Source organism: Parahoeflea alexandrii (assembly GCF_027214025.1).
Taxonomy (GTDB): Bacteria; Pseudomonadota; Alphaproteobacteria; order Rhizobiales; family Rhizobiaceae; genus Hoeflea; species Hoeflea alexandrii_A.
In genome coordinates this window covers 173,880-190,404 of record NZ_JAPWHB010000006.1, presented here as the reverse complement: position 1 = coordinate 190,404, position 16,525 = coordinate 173,880, and the positions used below count along the sequence as shown (strand labels likewise).

Here is a 16,525-nt window from a genome sequence, read left to right as displayed (position 1 = left end):
CCGCGGTCAACAAGCGGTGGCGATGCTTCAGAACAGTCGACAGCCTCGGGGCAATCGTCTAATCACGACGCATGAAGCTTACCGATCCGACCCAGACACTTGCCGCGTTGATCCGCTGTCCTTCCGTGACCCCCGATGAGGGCGGCGCACTGACGGCGCTTGCAGAAATGCTGAGTCAGCTGGGCTTTGCCAACGACCGTGTGACCTTCTCCGAGGAGGGTACGCCGGATGTGGAAAATCTCTACTCGCGGCTGGGGTCCAGCGGCCCGCACCTGATGTTTGCCGGGCACACCGACGTGGTGCCGGTGGGCGACGAGGCCGCATGGACGCAAGGGCCGTTCGGCGCCGAGATCGTCGATGGCGAGATGTATGGCCGCGGCGCGGTCGACATGAAGGGCGGCATCGCCTGTTTCGTCTCCGCCCTGGCGCGGCTGATCGAACGCCGCGGCGCGCCCGAAGGCTCGGTGTCGCTGCTGATCACCGGCGACGAGGAAGGCCCGTCGATCAATGGCACCGAGAAGCTTCTCGCCTATGCCACGGCCAAGGGAGAGCGCTGGGATGCGGCGGTGGTCGGCGAACCGACCAACCCGGACCGGATGGGGGACATGATCAAGATCGGACGGCGCGGCTCGCTGTCGGGCACGCTGAAGGTCGAGGGCGTGCAGGGCCATGTCGCCTATCCGCATCTTGCCGACAATCCGCTGCGCGGACTGGTCGCGCTTGCCGGCGCATTGCTGGATCCACCGCTTGATGCCGGCAACGAACGTTTTCCGCCGTCCAATCTCGAGATCACCAGCATCGATACCGGCAACGTGGCGACAAACGTCATCCCGGCGCGGACGACCGCGCGCTTCAACATCCGCTTCAACGACTTCTGGACGGCCGAAACCCTGGCAAACGAGTTGCGCTCCCGGCTGGAGCGGGCGGCTGGGGATGCTGGACTGCGGCCCGGGCGCGGCCCGGTGCGTTACAGCGTGGAATTCGATGCGCGATCCTCGCCCTCCTTCCTGACACGGGACACCGCGCTGATCGATGCGCTGTCGGAAGCGGTCACGGAGGCAACCGGGAAAACACCGGTGCTTTCGACCACCGGCGGCACCTCTGACGCACGCTTCATCAAGGATTACTGTCCCGTCGTCGAGTTCGGGCTTGTCGGCAAGACCATGCACATGGTCGATGAGCGGGTTGCGCTCAGCGACCTGGAAAGCCTGACCGGCATCTACGAGCTGTTCCTCGAGCGCTGGTTCGAGCGCCGGGCCTCCGGCACGGAGGCGCGCTGATCTTGGCGGGTAACGTCGTCCCGACACGGCTGGAGGCCGGCCGGTCCCTGGCCGGGCTGTTCTACCTGATCCTTGGGAACCGCGACGGCCTGCGCCTGTTCGACACCTCTCCGGATGGGTTCTGGCGGTCGTTCGGTGCTTTTTTCTGGGCCTGGCCGGTGCAATGCTTCCTGTGGACCGGGATGTGGCGCGCGGCGGCGGAAACGCGGCCCGATACGGCCCAGGGCCTGTTCAGGTTCTTTTTCGTCTCAACCGGGTTCGACGTCGCGGCATGGGTGCTGCCGGCGTTGCTGCTCTTCGGCGTCTGCCAGCTTTTCGGCCTCTCGGCCAAAGCTTCGCGGCTGGTGGTCGTCAACAACTGGTTCGGGCTTCTGTCGGCCTATATCGGCTTTTTTCCCGCGGCCCTGCGCTACTTGACCCCGGTCTCCGACACCGCCAGCGCCTTCATATCGCTGGGCGTCTATGCGGTGGTCATCTGGCTTTACTACAGGGTGGTCCGGATGTGCCTCGACGGTGATCTGATGATTTCTATCTTCATCACCCTGATGATGGTAATGGCCGGACTGACGATCTCTGAAATCGCCTTCGGTGCCCTGACCAGCTAACCGTTCCGGGTATGGCCGGACATGCAAAAGCCACCCCAGCGCCGTTCATCCGAACGGTACCGGGATGGCTTGATGCAAGAACCAGCCGCAGATGATCAGGCGGCGAGATCATCATCGGCTGTCGAGAACAGCGCATCAAGATCGAGATAACAGATCATCTGCTGGTCCACCGGGATGATCGCCTTGGTCAAAGCACGTTCGGCGGCAGGCAGCACATCAGGCGCTGGCTGCAAATCGGCATTGTTGACGGTGATCATGTCGGACACGTTCTCGACCAGCAGGCCAACCAGCTTGCCGGCGATGTTGGTCACGATGATCGCCGAGCGCTCGGTCGGCTTAATCGCCGGCAGGCCGAGGCGGATGGCCATGTCGATGACCGGGATTACCGATCCGCGCAGGTTGATCACGCCCAGCACATGCGGCGGCGAGTGCGGCAGGGTGGTCGACGGCGCCCAGCCGCGGATTTCGCGGACTGACATGATGTTGACGCAGAACACCTGCTTGCCCAGATGGAACGAGATGATTTCAAGATAGCCGTTGTTGGCCACGTTGTTGTTTGCGGATTCTTGCATCAGAATTCCTCCCAGTCGTCCTGTGACGCTGCGGTTGAGTTGTTGGACTTGCCGGCACCAAAGGCATTGGCGACGGTTTTCAGCATGTTTCGGGCCGGCGATTGTACGGGACGCGACCCGGACGTGGAGCCGCTGACGGCTGCCGGACGCTTGGCGCGCGGGGCTGGTTCAGCGGCCGGAGCCTGCCTGGCCGGGCCCGGCATGGCCGTGCGGACCGGCACGGAGACCGGACGGCTGTCAGACAGCCTGAACTGGCTGACGAGGCTTTCAAGCGATGCCGCGCCGCTCGTGAGGCGGTGGGTGACGGCTGTGGTTTCCTCGACCATGGCGGCGTTCTGCTGGGTTACCTGGTCCATCTGGTTGACCGCGGAGTTGATCTCGGTGAGCCCGCCCGCCTGCTCGCGTGCAGCCGTCGCGATCGAATTGATCTGATCGTTGATGGCGCTGACATGCTCCGCGATCAGGCCGAGCGCTTCGCCGGTCTCGCGGACCAGCGTCACGCCGGACTTGACCTCGTCGCCTGACTTGTTGATCAGGACCTTGATGTCCTTCGCCGCGGTTGCGGAGCGCTGTGCCAGTTCGCGCACTTCCTGGGCGACAACGGCAAAGCCTTTCCCGGCCTCGCCGGCGCGTGCCGCCTCGACACCGGCGTTGAGCGCCAGCAGATTGGTCTGGAAGGCGATCTCATCGATGACGTTGATGATCTTGGAAATCTCGACGGAGGCATCCTCGATCCGGCCCATGGCGCTGATTGCCTCGCCCACCACCTTGCTTGAGGTCTCAGTCGACTGCTTGGCCTCGGCGACCTTGGTTGTCGCCTCATCGGCACGCTGGGAAGAGCTCTTGACCGTGGCGGTGATCTCGTCGAGCGCCGCGGAGGTTTCCTCGAGCGAAGCAGCCTGCTGCTCGGTGCGCCGCGACAAGTCGTCAGCGGCGGCGCGCAGCTCTCCGGTGTCGCCATTGATGCCAAGGATGTTCTCGCTGACATCGCTCAGCGTTGAATTGAGCTTTTCAACCGACGCATTGAAATCGACCCGCAGCCTGTCGAGGCTTTCCATGAACGGCCGCTCGAGCCGGATCGTCAGGTCGCCATCGGCCAGCTTGTGCAGGGCGTCGGCCAGTTCGTCGACCGCCTGCTGCATCTGCGCGGTTTCCTCGGCCTTTGCCACCTCGCGGTCATGGCGTCTTTTGTCGGTCTGAACGCGGGTTTCGTCAGCCTCGCGCTCGAGCTGGGCCTTGTCGAGGGCGGCATTCTGGAACACTCCAACCGAACGCACCATTTCACCGATCTCGTCCTTGCGGTTTTCGCCGGCCAGTTCGATCGTGGTGTCGCCTTCGGCAAGGCGACGCATGTTTTCGACCAGCGCCTCGATCGGCTTGGTCATCGACCGCGAGAACCAGGTGGAGACGGCGATGGCGCCAAGCAGAAGCAGCAGCGAAATGCCAAGGATCGCATTGCGCATCATCACCATGCTGGCGCCGGCTTCGCTCTTGTCGATCAGGGCTGCGACGGACCACTCTGCACCATCGAACTTGACGCCCGTCATGGCAACGTCGGCCTGCATGTTGCGGTAGCCGTCGAGTGTGCCGGTGATCACGGCGCTGCCCTTGGCTTCCTGCAGAAGGTCGCTGTCAATCTTGACGCTGAGCATGTCGTTTTCGGGAGACCTGATCGAATCGCTGATCAGGTACCCCTCTGAATTGAGCAGAACCGTCTCGCCGGTTTCGCCGAGACCCGAGGTGTTGGACATGATGTCGGCGATCTTGCCGCTCGGCACACGGATGATGATGACCCCGACCGGGCCCATCTGCGAATTCAGCGCATGGCCCATAAAAGCCGCCGGCTGGTCGCCGATCGGTGGATAGGCCGCATAATCAGCGAACACGGTCTTGTCCAAGATGTTGGCGCCGACGACGCCTTCGTAGACCTTGCCTATGCCGGTGTCCTTGAAAGCGTCGGACCGAAGGTTGGACGCATAATCGTCGTATTTGTTGACCGAATAAATAACGTTGCCGTTCATGTCGACAAGGAAGAAATCCTCCCAACCGCGGCTTTCCGCCATCTCGCGCAGCTGTGCGTTGTAACGCTCATGCGTCTGGTCGTAGGAACTGATCTTGGCATCATCCGGCTTTTGCGCCGTATCGTATTTCTGGCGCTCGCCCTCGGGGAACGGATTTTCGGTGATGTAACGCCGCTTCAACTCGTTGGTTGCATCGGCTCCAAGGAAGCCCCAATCGTACTTGAAGCCTTCCAGCGCGATGCGCATCAGGTTGTTCTGCGAGGTCGCGGCGAGATCCTGCTGCAGGTTGGCGAGGAAGGTCTCGAGCTGATTGCGCCGGCCGTCAACGACGGCCTCAAGCTTCTCGACGATCTTTTCGTTGACCGCGCTGGATCCGATCTGAAGGCTGACGACGCTGGAAACACCGATTGAGACGATCGTCAGCAAGGCGGCCGCCAGCGGCAGTTTTCGCGAAATCAGCATCAGGAATCCCTAGTTCGAGCAAACTCGTCGACATGTCTCGCAGAATCAAAGACGTCCAGAACGGCATCATGCGGTCCACGCGAACGTGGATACTGGCGCATTAAGCTTTCCGTGGTTTGCGTTACCTTTCGGTTAAAAACCGATTCCTAATTCTCGAAATCGCGCGGATCTGCGGCTTCGCACGCTCCGGTTCACTTCGGAAATAACGAGATCGCAGCCTTGCAAGGAATCCTGCCTTCCGTCCCGGCAGCGGTTCGGGCAAACCCAAAACAATTCAGCAACGGATCCGGCCGGGAGCTCAGGCTTCAGATTTCCGGATCCGGATACTCGACGGCGCGGAAATACAAACCCTCGGGTGCCGCAACCGGGCCGCAGGCCTTGCGGTCCCGTGCTGCCAGGGCCGCCTCGACATCATCGGCGGACCACTTGCCCTCGCCGACCAGCCGCAGCGTTCCGGCAAAGGAACGGATCTGGTTGTGCAGGAAGCTGCGCGCGGAGGCGTGGATCTCGATGAGACCATCCGCATCGCCCCTGACCACGTCGAGGCGCTCGAGGCTGCGCACGGGCGAGTTGGCCTGGCAGCTCATCGAGCGGAAGGTGGTGAAATCGTGCCGGCCGACAAGGCGCTGCGCCGCCTCGTGCATGGCGGCGGCATCCAGCGGCTTGGGCGACCAGAGCGCGCGGTTCTTCTCGATCACCAGCGGCGCACGGCGGCAGACGATGCGGTAGACATAGTGCCGCTTCAGCGCCGAAAAACGGGCATCGAACGCCTCGTCGACCTGGCGGGCGGCAAGGATGACCACCCGCTCCCTGGCCATCAGCAGGTGCGCGTTGATGGCGTCGCGCACCGTGTCGTCCGGCCAGGCCTTGTCGAGATCGACATGGGCGACCTGCCCAAGCGCGTGAACGCCTGCATCGGTCCGCCCGGCGCCACGGATGCTGACGGTTTCGCCGCAAAACCCCAGGATCGCGGTCTCGATCGCCTGCTGGATCGATGGATGGTCATCCTGGCGCTGCCAGCCGGCATAGCCGGTGCCGTCATATTCGATGTCGAGCCGGTAACGTGGCATCAGCCGATCACCGTCCCTTTGGCAACCGGCGTTCCGCGCAGGAAATCCCCGGCTGCAAGCGGCTTGCCGCCGGCCTTCTGCAAGGTGAGCAGCCGGATGGCGCCCTCGCCGCAGGCGATCGTCAGCCCGTCGTCGAGCGCGGTCCCGGCTGCAGCCGGATGTGCGCCGATGTCGGCGAGCTCGGTTGCCAGCAGCTTGACCCGCTCGCTGCGGTCACCGGATTTGAGCTCGAACCAGGCGCCGGGCGATGGCGCCAGTCCGCGCACATGGTCGTGCACTTGCGATGCCGGCCGGCTGAAATCGACGCGGGTTTCGGCCTTGTCGATCTTGGCGGCATAGATGACGCCGTCTTCCGGTTGCGGGGTGGCCGGCAATCCCTCGGCTTCGAGCCGCGCCATGGCCTCGACCATCAGCACCGCCGTCACGTCGGCCAGCCTGTCGTGCAGCTCGCCGGTGGTCATCGACGGCGTGATGGCGATGGTCCGCGTCAGCGCCACAGGTCCGGTGTCGAGGCCCCGATCCATCTTCATGATCATCACGCCGGTCTCGGTGTCGCCAGCCATGATGGCGCGCTGGATCGGCGCCGCGCCGCGCCAGCGCGGCAGCAGCGAGGCATGGCCATTCCAGGCGCCAAGCCGCGGCGCATCGAGAATGGCCTTGGGCAGGATCAGGCCGTAGGCGACGACCACCGCCGCATCGGCCTCGAGTGCCCGGAATGCCGCCTGTTCCTCTTCGCTTTTCAGGCTTTTGGGCGTGAACACCGGGATGCCCAGCCGCTCGGCGGCGCGGTGCACCGGTGACGGCAGTACTTCCAGACCGCGGCGGCCTGCCGGCCTCGGCGGCTGGGAGTAGACAGCGACGATCTCGTGACCGGCCGCATGCAGCGCCTCGAGCGTCGGCACGGAGTAATCCGGCGTTCCCATGAAGATGATGCGCATGGCGGCTCCTCAAAACACATTCGCGGCAGGCGAACGGCCGCCAAACGGCATATTCCAGGCCTGGCCTCAGGCCGTCACCCGCTGTTTGGCGAGCTTGGTGAACTTGCGCACCACCATGTCCCGCTTGAGCTTGGAGATGTGGTCGATGAACAGCACGCCGTTCAGATGATCCATCTCGTGCTGCAGGCAGGTGGCGAGCAGGCCGCCGGCCTCCGTCACCTGCTCCTTGCCAGCGCGGTCGAGATGCCTGACAGTGATCGTCGCAGGCCGTTCAACCTCGGCATAGTAATCCGGGATCGACAGGCAGCCCTCTTCATAGACGCTGGTGTCGTCGCCGGTCGCCACCAGTTCCGGATTGATGAAGACCTGCGGATTGGGTTCCTCATCCTTGCCGGCGATGTCGATCACCAACAGCCGCCGCGGCACACCGACCTGAATGGCCGCCAGGCCAATGCCGGGCGCGTCATACATGGTCTCGAGCATGTCATCGATGAAACTGTTCATTTCCGAATCGACACGCTCCACCGCCACGCTTTGCTGGCGGAGGACAGGGTCGGGCAAGTAGATGATCGGCTTGATGGTCATGGCGCTGAAATAGTCATTGATCCGCGCGGCGTCAATCTGTGCCCGGCATGGCCGGGGTCCAATGTTCTCGTTTTGATCTGACAAAAGCCGGAGAATCAGCTAGGCCATGATCATGCAGACTGGCGCGACGCTGTTTTCAATTCCGCTTTTCGAGCTCAATGGCCACATGGTCACGCTGGGTGAAAGCCTTGCGGGCGGGCTTGCCGCGCTGCTGCTGCTTGCCGTCTGGGTGATGTTGAGCCTGGCGCGCGCCGGCCGCAGACGGGCCGCTGCGGAAGCCGAAACAGCGGCACGGGCGGCTCAGGCGGAAGCACGGCTTGCCGAGATCCTCAAGGCGCAGGCGGAAATGCAGGGCCGCATGGGCACCATGGCGGAGTTGTTCGGCGCGCGGCAGGCAGAGCTGAACCAGGCGATCGGCCAACGCATCGACGGCATGACCCAGCGGCTGGGGTCCTCGATCACCGAGCAGACCAAGTCAACGCACGAGAACCTTTCGAAGCTGCAGGAGCGGCTGGCGGTGATCGACACGGCGCAGAACAACATCCAGTCGCTGGCCCGCGACGTGGTCGGGCTCCAGGCAATCCTGTCGAACAAGCAGACCCGCGGCGCCTTCGGCCAGTCGCGGATGGAAACCATCATCAAGGACGGGCTGCCGATGGGGGCGTTCCGGTTTCAGCCGACGCTCACGAACGGGATGCGGCCGGACTGCACCATCGCCATGCCGAACGGCGCGCCGGATCTGGTGATCGACGCCAAGTTCCCGCTGGAAGCCTGGAACGCCATGCGCGAGGCGGAGGCCGAAGGCAGCGGCGAACCGGCGGCGCAGAGCGCGCAGCAGCGCTTCCGCCGCGACATCGAGGTGCATATCCGCGATATTGCCGACAAGTACCTGATTGCCGGCGAGACCCAGGACACAGCCTTCCTGTTCGTGCCGTCGGAATCGATCTTTGCGGAGATCCACGAAAAGTTCGAGGCGATCGTTCACAAGGCGCAGCGGTCACGCGTGGTGATCGTCTCGCCGTCGCTCTTGATGCTGTCGATCCAGGTGATCCAGGCGCTGCTCAAGGATGCCCGGATGCGGGAACAGGCGCACCTGATCCAGGGCGAGGTTGTCCGGCTGATGGAGGATGTCTCGCGGCTCGATGACAGGGTGCGCAAACTGCAGGCGCACTTCTCGATGGCGCAGAAGGATGTCGACCTGATCCTGACCTCTTCGGACAAGGTGACCAAGCGCGGCGCCAGGATCGAGGCGCTGGAGTTCGCGCAGTTGACCGACGACACGCCGGCCGCGCGCCCAAACCAGACCGATGCCGCCACATCGCGGGACACCCCGAAATTCGAACCGCGCTCCTCGACGCTCAAGCTGCGTGTTGTCGATGAAGACGACTGACCCCTTTTCTCGCTCCCGATAAACTGACAGAAAGCCCATGATACGATTGCGAGCGTAGCCGGGCTGCCAGATGGCGGATGCCGGGGAGCAAAGGAGGCCGCCATGATTACCGTCATCGGATCCGTCAACATGGACCTGATCGCCACCACGCCGCGGCTGCCCGAGCCGGGGGAGACCGTGGCAGGAACCGATTTCACCACGGCGCAGGGCGGCAAGGGCGCCAACCAGGCGCTGGCGGCGCAACGGGCGGGCGCATCGGTGAAGATGTGCGGCGCGGTCGGCAATGACGCCTTTGCCGGCGAGGCGCTGGCGCTGCTTGATGACGCAGGGGCTGACCTGAGCCTCGTCCGCCACATCGACGGCCCCACCGGCACGGCGCTGATCCTTGTCGGCGGCGATGGCGAGAACATGATCGCCGTCATTCCCGGCGCCAACGGCCATGTGACGGCTGAAGACGCCGAACAGGCCGTGGCGGCAATGGCGGCGAGCGACACGCTGGTGCTGCAGATGGAGATCCCCGAGGCGGCGATAGAGGCGGCGCTCAAGGTGGCAAAGGCCAGGGGCGTCAGAAGCGTGCTCAACATCGCGCCGCTGACCGATGCGGTCGAACGGCTTGCGCCGCTTGCCGACATCGTCATTGCCAATGAAACCGAATTCGCCCGGCTGTCCGGCCGCCCGGCGGAAACGCTTGAGGCGGCGCGGGCCGAAGTCGAGGCGCTGCATGGCCGAACCGGCCAGTGCCTGATCGTCACGCTTGGCGGCGACGGCGTCCTCTGGGCCAGGGACGGCAAGGCGGAGCACGTACCATCGATCAAGATCAAGCCTGTCGACACGGTCGGCGCCGGCGACACGTTCTGCGGCTACCTGGCCCAAGGGCTCGATGCCGGGATGGAGTTTGCCGCATCCGTCCGGCGCGCGACCGTCGCCGGTGCGCTGGCTTGTCTCAAACCCGGGGCACAACCGTCAATTCCGCTCTCAGCCGATGTCGATGCCCGTCTCTGATCCCGTCAGAGCCGGCCGACCCGCTCGATAAACAGATCGAAGAAACGGTCGGCGTCGACGTCCCTGACAACGAAGGCGTTTTCAGCGCGATTGGTGACCTTCCACCAGTCGACCACCGTGGCGCCGAGGGTGAGGTCCGAGCCGGTCTCGATCTCGACATTGCACGCGCGGCCGGCGAACATGCCCGGATCGATCAGCCAGGCGATGACCGTCGGGTCGTGCAGCGGGCCGCCATCGGTGCCGTATTTCTCCTCGTCGAAGCGTTCGAAGAACTCGAGCATGTCGGCCATCGCCACCGAAGGCCGGTTGCCGTTGGCGCGCAGGCGCTCCACCCGCACCTTCATGGTCAGCACCTTGTGGGTGACGTCGAGCGGCAGCATGGTCAGCGCCACGCCGGAGCCGAAGACGATTTTCGCGGCTTCTGGATCGACGAAGATGTTGAACTCGGCGGAGGGCGTGATGTTGCCGCCTTCGAAGAAGCCGCCGCCCATCAGCACGATTTCCCTGATCCGGGAAACGACGTCCGGAGCGCGCTCGATTACTGTGGCGATGTTGGTCAGCGGCCCGAGCGGGCAAAGCGTGACGGTCCCGGCCGGTTCGTTGCGCAGCGTCTCGATGATGAAGTCGACGGCGTGCCGTGTCTCCAGGGGGCGTGCGGGCTCGAACAGTTCGATACCGTCGAGGCCGGTCTTGCCGTGCACGTGTTCGGCGGTCACCAGCTTGCGGGAGAGCGGCTTGTCGGCCCCCGCATAGACCGCGATATCGCCTCTGCCGCAGATCTCGGTGACGATGCCGGCGTTGCGCGCCGTCAGCTTGAGCGGCACGTTGCCCGCGACCGCCGTCACCCCCAGCACTTCGAGCTCCGGACTGGCAAGCGCCAGCATGATCGCAGCGGCATCGTCCTGGCCCGGGTCTGTGTCGATGATGATCTTGCGCGGCGTCATGGTCGGTCCTTCGGAATATGCGATTCGGTTGGGGCGACATTAAGAGTGTGAACGGTGCAGGAGCAAGGTTCTTGCGAAGCCGCAATGAAGTTCCCATATTAGCTGCATGCCGGATGCCAATGATACAGGGTCCGGCGCCTGTCGCTTGAGAACGAGGACAAGCCATGTCTCGCATGACGCCCTTTTCGAGCCCGCTGCTGCTGGGCTTCGACACCATGGAAAAGACCCTTGAGCGGATCGCCAAGGGATCTGAGGGCTACCCGCCCTACAATATCGAACGGATCCGTGCCTCGGCCGATGGATGCAAGTCCGAGCGGCTGAGGATCACACTCGCCGTTGCGGGCTTCTGCGACGAGGATCTCGAGGTGACGACGGAAGAGAACCAGCTCGTCATCCGCGGACGCCAGTCCGACAATGACGGCCGGGAATATCTACACCGTGGCATAGCCGCACGGCAGTTCCAGCGCATGTTCGTGCTGGCCGACGGGATGCAGGTTGTCAGCGCCGAATTGAAGAACGGATTGCTTTCCGTCGATCTAATTCGACCCGAACCGGAGCGCATGGTGCGAAAAATTAACATTTCGGTTCGAGACTGAAGATTACAGTTCGAGCCAACAGGATGTTTCCTGCCACCTACAGGAGGAAATCGACGTGATTGCAAAATCGGGAAAAACCCAATTGTCCGCCAATGATCTGGCCCTGCTGGGCGCCGGCAAGATCGGCTATATCCGCAAGATGCGCTCCGAGGACGTCAGCGCCCGCTTCCCTGAAGCGCCAGTGCTTGATCCCGGCCTCGAGCTCTGGGCGTTGTTTGGCGCCGACGGCACGCCGATCCTTCTGACCGACAACCGATCCAGCACGTTCTATCGCGCCGCCGAAGACGAACTCAAGACCGTCGCCCTGCACTGATGCAGGCCGCGTCCATAGATAGTCTTCAGCACTAGGGCGCCGGTTGCATCGTTTGAGGCCCGCAGACTGCCGAACGGCAGCCTGAGAACACCAAAAAAGCCCGAAAACCTCATGGATTTTCGGGCTTTTGCGTATCACAAACTGAAATCTTCGAGCGAACCATCTCCCGGCGGACGCCGCCTGGCAGGGTTCAAGCCGCGTTGGAGGCGGGCTCCTCGGTCAGGAAGGCATGCAGCGAGGCGGCGTTGTCGGTGGCGCGCAACTTGGCCACCATCTCGCTGTCACGCATGACACGGGCGATGCGCGAGAGCGCCTTGAGGTGATCGGCGCCGGCGCCTTCGGGAGCCAGCAGCAGGAACACCAGGTCAACCGGCTGGTCGTCCAGCGCCTCGAAATCGACGGGCTGGTCCAGGCGCGCAAACACGCCGACGATCTTGTCGAGCGAGGCCAGCTTGCCGTGCGGGATGGCAATGCCATTGCCAACGCCGGTGGAACCGAGCCGCTCGCGCTGCAGGATGACGTCGAACACTTCGCGCTCGGGAAGTCCGGTGACTTCCGAGGCCTTGGCCGCCAGTTCCTGCAACAGCTGTTTCTTGGAGTTTGCCTTGAGCGCAGGCAGAACGGAGTTCTGCGCAATCAGATCAGCAAGCGCCATGTTGAATTCCTTGTTTTGGGTCCGCGTTCCGGACCTCATTGTTCGCTTCATGTGAAAGGTTGCAGGCCATTGCCGGTTCAGGCGACCCGTGGCCTGCAGCCCTATTTCATATCAGCCAACGCCGTCAGGACTTGATCCCGCCTGCGTCAATCCAGCCAATGTTGCCATCGTCACGACGGTAGACAACATTGAGGGCATCATTGCCCGCATTGCGGAACATCAGGATCCGCTCATCCGTCATATCGAGGGCCATCACTGCATTGGCGACGCTCATGGTCACCAGCTGCTTGGTGCTTTCGGCGATGATCGCCGGTGCATAATCCTCGGGCACTTCGGCCGCATCATCGCTCGCCGAATCCACCACAGCATAGGCCAGTTCGGCCTGTGCCTGCTGGTTGTTGGCATGATGATCCTTGAGGCGGCGCTTGTAGCGGCGCAGGCGCTTTTCCACGCGTTCCGCCGCGGCGTCGAAAGCAAGCTGGGGATCCTGAGCTTCACCGGTCGCGTGCAGCACCACACCGGTATCAAGATGGATCTTGCAATCAGCTGTAAAACGCGACCCGGACTTTTCGACGATCACGTGGCTTGAAAAGCCGCCATCGTAATATTTCCGGACCGCACCTGTAACCTGGTCCTCGATGCGGGTCATGAAAGACTCGCCGATTTCCATATGCTTACCCGACACTCGCACGCTCATGGGTCATCCCTTCTTGTTATGACTTGGGAATTTAGTCTAAGCCATGCGCGGCGCTCATCCAAGCGTCCGGCGGCGGTCAATTGGCCCGGTCCAAGCAATTTTTCGCTTGACATATCCGGGTTGAGGCGCGCCAACAAACCGCGTCACCCAATGCGGCGGGCTTCTACGCCGATGCACTCCGCCTGTCAAGTTTGGCACATCTCTTGCTTAAATAGAGAGCAATTTCAAACCATTGTACGACGGTGATCAGACCGCTGCCGCACGGGCCCGGGCGCGTTTTTCCCGACGCCGCTGAACGGACGACGGAATGGCCATGGCTTCGCGGTATTTGGCGACCGTGCGCCGGGCAATCTCGACGCCGGATTTCTTCAGCAAATCCACCAGATCGTCATCGGAAAGCACCGCTTCGGGGGATTCCTGATCGACCAGAACCCGGATGCGATGGCGCACTGATTCGGCGGAATGGGCGTCGCCGCCGGCCTCCGCCGAAGCGATGGAGACAGTGAAAAAATATTTCAACTCGAACACGCCGCGCGGCGTGATCATGTACTTGTTGGAGGTCACCCGGCTGACGGTGGATTCATGCATGCCGATGGCCTCGGCCACGGCCTTGAGGTTGAGCGGCCGCAGATGATCGACGCCGTGCAGCAGGAAGGCGTCCTGCTGGCGGACGATCTCGGTGGCCACCTTCATGATGGTCCGCGCGCGCTGGTCGAGCGAGCGGGCGAGCCAGTTGGCCGTCTGCAGGCATTCGCTGAGAAACTCCTGTCCCGCGGCATTTTTCGGCATCTTGCCGGTCACTGTGGCAAAATAGGTCTGGTTGACAAGCACCCTGGGCAGAGTGTCCGGGTTGAGTTCGACGTTCCAGCCGCCATCGGATGACGGGCGCACCGACACATCCGGGACGATCATCTCGCTCGATCCGGTTTCAAACCGGGTTCCGGGCTTCGGATCCAGCGCCCGGATCTCGGCCATCATGTCGAGCAGATCTTCTTCATCAACGCCGCAGATCCGTGTCAGCGCGCCGAAATCGCGGCGGGCCAGCAGTTCAAGATTGTCGACCAGCGCCGCCATTGCCGGATCGAGCCGGTCCTTGCGCGCCAGTTGCAGGGCAAGGCATTCGGACAGCGAGCGGGCAAACAGGCCGGCAGGTTCGAACTCCTGCAATCGCGTCAGAACCGCCTCGACCTGCCGGGGATCGGCGCCCAGCCGCTCGACGGTTTCGGCCATGTCGCCAACCATGTAGCCGGCGGCATCGAGCTGATCGGCAAGCTCGGTGGCGATCAGCCGTTCGGCGGGATCGGAGAAGGCGAAGGCGATCTGTTCGGCCACGTGATCGCGCAGGGTCGGGGCACGGGAGGCAAAATCATCGAGATCATAGCCCTCGCCCGCATGGCCGCCCTCGCTGCCCGGCATGGATTTCCAGTTGTCGATGAATTCGGGCTGGTCCATACGCTCCGTGCCGTGATCGTCGGGGAAGACGTTCTCGTAGCGGGCATCGATCTCGGAGGTCATGCGCTCGGCCTGGCTTTCGGTCGAGCCGGTCCAGGCGGCGTCATCGCCCATGTCGCTGGAGGCGGTTTGCGCCGATGGCGCCTCGACCGGCGCTTCCGCGCCGGTATCCGCCTGATCGTTTTCGGAGCTCACCAGTTCGAGCAGCGGATTGCGTTCCACCTCCTGCTCGATGAACCGGGTCAACTCGACATGACTGAACTGCAGAAGACGGATCGACTGCATCAGTTGGGGCGTCATGACCAGCGACTGGCTTTGACGCAATTGAAGACCGGCTGACAAGGCCATGGCGACGCACTACTCCCCGCTCGGGCCGCCGTCAGCCTGGATGGCAGCCCTGCCGTGTCCATTCTGTCCGGATTCGGGATGCCTCCAGCGACACCCCATCGACCCATCTGGCCCGAAAATTGCTTTTTTCTCCCTTCGGGTCAAGTGCGACCTATGGACAGGGTAAAAATGCCTCGCATTCGCGCTCGAATGCCCTGGAAGATGGCAGCAGCGGGGCATGCAGCCGGGTTCAGGCCGTTACAGCGAGAACTGCTCGCCGAGGTAAAGCCGGCGGACATCGGGATTGGCGACGATATCCTGCGGCCGTCCGTGGGTCAGCAGCACGCCTGCATTCATGATGTAGGCGCGATCGATGAGGCCCAGGGTTTCGCGGACGTTGTGATCGGTGATCAGCACGCCGATGCCGCGGCGGGTGAGATGGCGGACAAGATCCTGAATGTCGGCGACCGCGATCGGGTCGACACCGGCAAAGGGCTCGTCGAGAAGCATGAAGGTCGGATCGGAGGCCAGCGCGCGGGCGATTTCCAGCCGCCGGCGCTCACCGCCGGACAGGGCGATGGAGGGCGATTTGCGCAGATGCGAGATGTGGAATTCCTCAAGCAGGCTGTCGAGCTTGGCCTCGCGCTTGGCGCGATCCTTTTCCACCACCTCGAGGACGGCGCGGATATTGGCTTCGACGCTCAGGCCGCGGAAGATCGAGGCTTCCTGCGGCAGGTAGCCGACACCGAGCCGGGCACGCCGGTACATCGGCAGGCTCGAGACGTCATGCCCGTCGATCTCGATCGAGCCGGCATCCACCGGCACCAGACCAGTGATCATGTAGAAGCAGGTGGTCTTGCCGGCGCCGTTCGGACCGAGAAGCCCCACCGCCTCGCCGCGGCGGACGCCGAGCGAGACACCGTCCACCACCCGGCGCGATTTGTAGGACTTGGTCAGGTTGCGGGCAATCAGCGTCCCGTCATAGCGCGCCGGATCGCCGGATGTCTGCGCAACGTCCGTGCCTGTATTTCCGTCTATGAGGGATGAGAAGAGCGCCCGGATCACTGCTTGGGTCGCGATTTGGGGTCAAGCTGAATCATGACGCGGCGACCGCAGCTGTCGAGCTTGGCCTGGCCGTTCTTCATCTGCACAGTGAGCTTGCACCCAATGAAGACGTTGTCGGCATCGGTGAGCACGACCTTCTCGCCGGAAAGCACGAGCACCTCTTCGGCCATGTTGAAATTGCCGGTATCGGCGGTGGCGGTCTGGGTGCCAGAGCGGATCAGCACCTTCTTGTAGAGCTCGATCTCGCGAATATCGGCGGAACCCGAGGCGACAGAACCGCCGCCCTTGGAGTAGTTGACGATCATCTCGCCCGCCTGCAGCACGGTGTCGCCCTGCACCACCTTGACGTTGCCGGTGAAGGTGGCCTGGCTGGTTTCCTCGTTGATCTTGAGCAGGTCGCTCTCGATCTGGATCGGCTCGTCACTCGACAGGGCCAGGCCGGACATCCGGCTTTCGGTGGTCTGGGCCAGGACGCCGGAGACAGGCGCAAGCACGCCGGCCGCGATCACGACCACGGCAATCCTGATGAAATGCAAAGGCGTTGTTGCCAT

17 protein-coding genes are annotated in these 16,525 nt (G+C 63.2%); 6 read left to right on the top strand and 11 right to left on the bottom strand.

Annotated elements, in window-relative coordinates:
• Window positions 1-71: 71 nt before the first annotated feature.
• Complete coding sequence (dapE, locus tag O4H62_RS20080; RefSeq protein ID WP_269390564.1) at window positions 72-1,280, top strand: succinyl-diaminopimelate desuccinylase; 1,209 nt, start codon at window positions 72-74, stop codon at window positions 1,278-1,280.
• Between the two features lie 2 nt (window positions 1,281-1,282).
• The gene (locus tag O4H62_RS20075; RefSeq protein WP_269390563.1) at window positions 1,283-1,885 is read left to right on the top strand and encodes a hypothetical protein; all 603 of its coding nucleotides are present in this window, start codon (window positions 1,283-1,285) and stop codon (window positions 1,883-1,885) included.
• Window positions 1,886-1,980: 95 nt separating this feature from the next.
• Here O4H62_RS20075 and O4H62_RS20070 read toward each other — a convergent pair whose 3' ends face one another.
• From O4H62_RS20070 to def, 5 genes are all read right to left on the bottom strand, one after another.
• Window positions 1,981-2,457 carry a chemotaxis protein CheW gene (locus O4H62_RS20070; protein ID WP_269390562.1) on the bottom strand — a complete coding sequence of 159 codons (477 nt, stop codon included), beginning with the start codon at window positions 2,455-2,457 and terminating at the stop codon, window positions 1,981-1,983.
• A complete protein-coding gene (locus O4H62_RS20065; protein ID WP_269390560.1) occupies window positions 2,457-4,940 on the bottom strand; it encodes a methyl-accepting chemotaxis protein in 2,484 nt (827 codons plus the stop codon). The genes O4H62_RS20070 and O4H62_RS20065 overlap by 1 nt, the downstream gene beginning before the upstream one ends.
• 305 nt (window positions 4,941-5,245) lie before the next feature.
• Window positions 5,246-6,010 carry a tRNA pseudouridine(38-40) synthase TruA gene (gene truA / locus O4H62_RS20060; RefSeq protein WP_269390559.1) on the bottom strand — a complete coding sequence of 255 codons (765 nt, stop codon included), beginning with the start codon at window positions 6,008-6,010 and terminating at the stop codon, window positions 5,246-5,248.
• On the bottom strand, window positions 6,010-6,948 hold the full coding sequence (gene fmt / locus O4H62_RS20055) for a methionyl-tRNA formyltransferase (RefSeq protein ID WP_269390557.1): 939 nt from the start codon (window positions 6,946-6,948) through the stop codon (window positions 6,010-6,012). Before fmt ends, truA begins: the two co-directional genes overlap by 1 nt.
• Window positions 6,949-7,014: 66 nt before the next feature.
• Window positions 7,015-7,533, bottom strand: coding sequence for a peptide deformylase (gene def, locus O4H62_RS20050; RefSeq protein WP_269390556.1), 519 nt, complete (start codon window positions 7,531-7,533; stop codon window positions 7,015-7,017).
• 112 nt (window positions 7,534-7,645) lie between these two features.
• Between def and O4H62_RS20045 the strand changes: the two genes are divergently transcribed.
• Window positions 7,646-8,923, top strand: coding sequence for a DNA recombination protein RmuC (locus O4H62_RS20045; RefSeq protein ID WP_269390910.1), 1,278 nt, complete (start codon window positions 7,646-7,648; stop codon window positions 8,921-8,923).
• A gap of 102 nt (window positions 8,924-9,025) precedes the next feature.
• Window positions 9,026-9,925 (top strand): ribokinase, encoded by a 900-nt coding sequence (locus tag O4H62_RS20040; RefSeq protein WP_269390555.1) that lies wholly within the window; start codon window positions 9,026-9,028, stop codon window positions 9,923-9,925.
• Between the two features lie 5 nt (window positions 9,926-9,930).
• Here the strand turns inward: O4H62_RS20040 and O4H62_RS20035 are convergent, their stop codons facing one another.
• Window positions 9,931-10,869: a nucleoside hydrolase gene (locus tag O4H62_RS20035; protein ID WP_269390553.1), complete on the bottom strand. Its 939-nt coding sequence runs from the start codon at window positions 10,867-10,869 to the stop codon at window positions 9,931-9,933.
• A 164-nt stretch (window positions 10,870-11,033) separates the two neighbouring features.
• On the opposite strand from O4H62_RS20035, the gene O4H62_RS20030 reads away from it, so the two are divergent.
• Window positions 11,034-11,465 (top strand): Hsp20 family protein, encoded by a 432-nt coding sequence (locus O4H62_RS20030; RefSeq protein ID WP_269390551.1) that lies wholly within the window; start codon window positions 11,034-11,036, stop codon window positions 11,463-11,465.
• Window positions 11,466-11,520: 55 nt separating this feature from the next.
• Entirely contained in the window at window positions 11,521-11,778 is a 258-nt protein-coding gene (locus O4H62_RS20025) for a DUF1150 family protein (RefSeq protein WP_152010663.1), read from the top strand.
• Between the two features lie 190 nt (window positions 11,779-11,968).
• Here O4H62_RS20025 and ptsN read toward each other — a convergent pair whose 3' ends face one another.
• The 5 genes from ptsN to O4H62_RS20000 all read right to left on the bottom strand — a co-directional run bounded on the left by ptsN (window position 11,969) and on the right by O4H62_RS20000 (window position 16,525).
• Window positions 11,969-12,433 carry a PTS IIA-like nitrogen regulatory protein PtsN gene (ptsN, locus tag O4H62_RS20020; protein WP_269390548.1) on the bottom strand — a complete coding sequence of 155 codons (465 nt, stop codon included), beginning with the start codon at window positions 12,431-12,433 and terminating at the stop codon, window positions 11,969-11,971.
• Between the two features lie 124 nt (window positions 12,434-12,557).
• On the bottom strand, window positions 12,558-13,130 hold the full coding sequence (hpf, locus tag O4H62_RS20015) for a ribosome hibernation-promoting factor, HPF/YfiA family (protein WP_269390547.1): 573 nt from the start codon (window positions 13,128-13,130) through the stop codon (window positions 12,558-12,560).
• A gap of 246 nt (window positions 13,131-13,376) precedes the next feature.
• Window positions 13,377-14,930, bottom strand: coding sequence for an RNA polymerase factor sigma-54 (gene rpoN / locus O4H62_RS20010; RefSeq protein ID WP_269390546.1), 1,554 nt, complete (start codon window positions 14,928-14,930; stop codon window positions 13,377-13,379).
• A 237-nt stretch (window positions 14,931-15,167) separates the two neighbouring features.
• Window positions 15,168-15,947, bottom strand: coding sequence for an LPS export ABC transporter ATP-binding protein (gene lptB / locus O4H62_RS20005; protein ID WP_269390909.1), 780 nt, complete (start codon window positions 15,945-15,947; stop codon window positions 15,168-15,170).
• Window positions 15,948-15,970: 23 nt separating this feature from the next.
• On the bottom strand, window positions 15,971-16,525 hold the full coding sequence (locus O4H62_RS20000; protein WP_269390545.1) for an LptA/OstA family protein: 555 nt from the start codon (window positions 16,523-16,525) through the stop codon (window positions 15,971-15,973).

Bases quoted from the DNA above. Each gene is read 5' to 3' on its own strand.
- O4H62_RS20065 (WP_269390560.1), bottom strand. From the start codon at position 4,940: ATGCTGATTTCGCGAAAACTGCCGCTGGCGGCCGCCTTGCTGACGATC.
- O4H62_RS20045 (WP_269390910.1), top strand. From the start codon at position 7,646: ATGCAGACTGGCGCGACGCTGTTTTCAATTCCGCTTTTCGAGCTCAAT.
- ptsN (WP_269390548.1), bottom strand. From the start codon at position 12,433: ATGGCGCTTGCTGATCTGATTGCGCAGAACTCCGTTCTGCCTGCGCTC.
- O4H62_RS20030 (WP_269390551.1), top strand. From the start codon at position 11,034: ATGTCTCGCATGACGCCCTTTTCGAGCCCGCTGCTGCTGGGCTTCGAC.
- O4H62_RS20035 (WP_269390553.1), bottom strand. From the start codon at position 10,869: ATGACGCCGCGCAAGATCATCATCGACACAGACCCGGGCCAGGACGAT.
- O4H62_RS20000 (WP_269390545.1), bottom strand. From the start codon at position 16,525: ATGGCAACAACGCCTTTGCATTTCATCAGGATTGCCGTGGTCGTGATC.
- def (WP_269390556.1), bottom strand. From the start codon at position 7,533: ATGACCATCAAGCCGATCATCTACTTGCCCGACCCTGTCCTCCGCCAG.
- dapE (WP_269390564.1), top strand. From the start codon at position 72: ATGAAGCTTACCGATCCGACCCAGACACTTGCCGCGTTGATCCGCTGT.
- rpoN (WP_269390546.1), bottom strand. From the start codon at position 14,930: ATGGCCTTGTCAGCCGGTCTTCAATTGCGTCAAAGCCAGTCGCTGGTC.
- hpf (WP_269390547.1), bottom strand. From the start codon at position 13,130: ATGAGCGTGCGAGTGTCGGGTAAGCATATGGAAATCGGCGAGTCTTTC.
- fmt (WP_269390557.1), bottom strand. From the start codon at position 6,948: ATGCGCATCATCTTCATGGGAACGCCGGATTACTCCGTGCCGACGCTC.
- O4H62_RS20070 (WP_269390562.1), bottom strand. From the start codon at position 2,457: ATGCAAGAATCCGCAAACAACAACGTGGCCAACAACGGCTATCTTGAA.
- O4H62_RS20040 (WP_269390555.1), top strand. From the start codon at position 9,026: ATGATTACCGTCATCGGATCCGTCAACATGGACCTGATCGCCACCACG.
- truA (WP_269390559.1), bottom strand. From the start codon at position 6,010: ATGCCACGTTACCGGCTCGACATCGAATATGACGGCACCGGCTATGCC.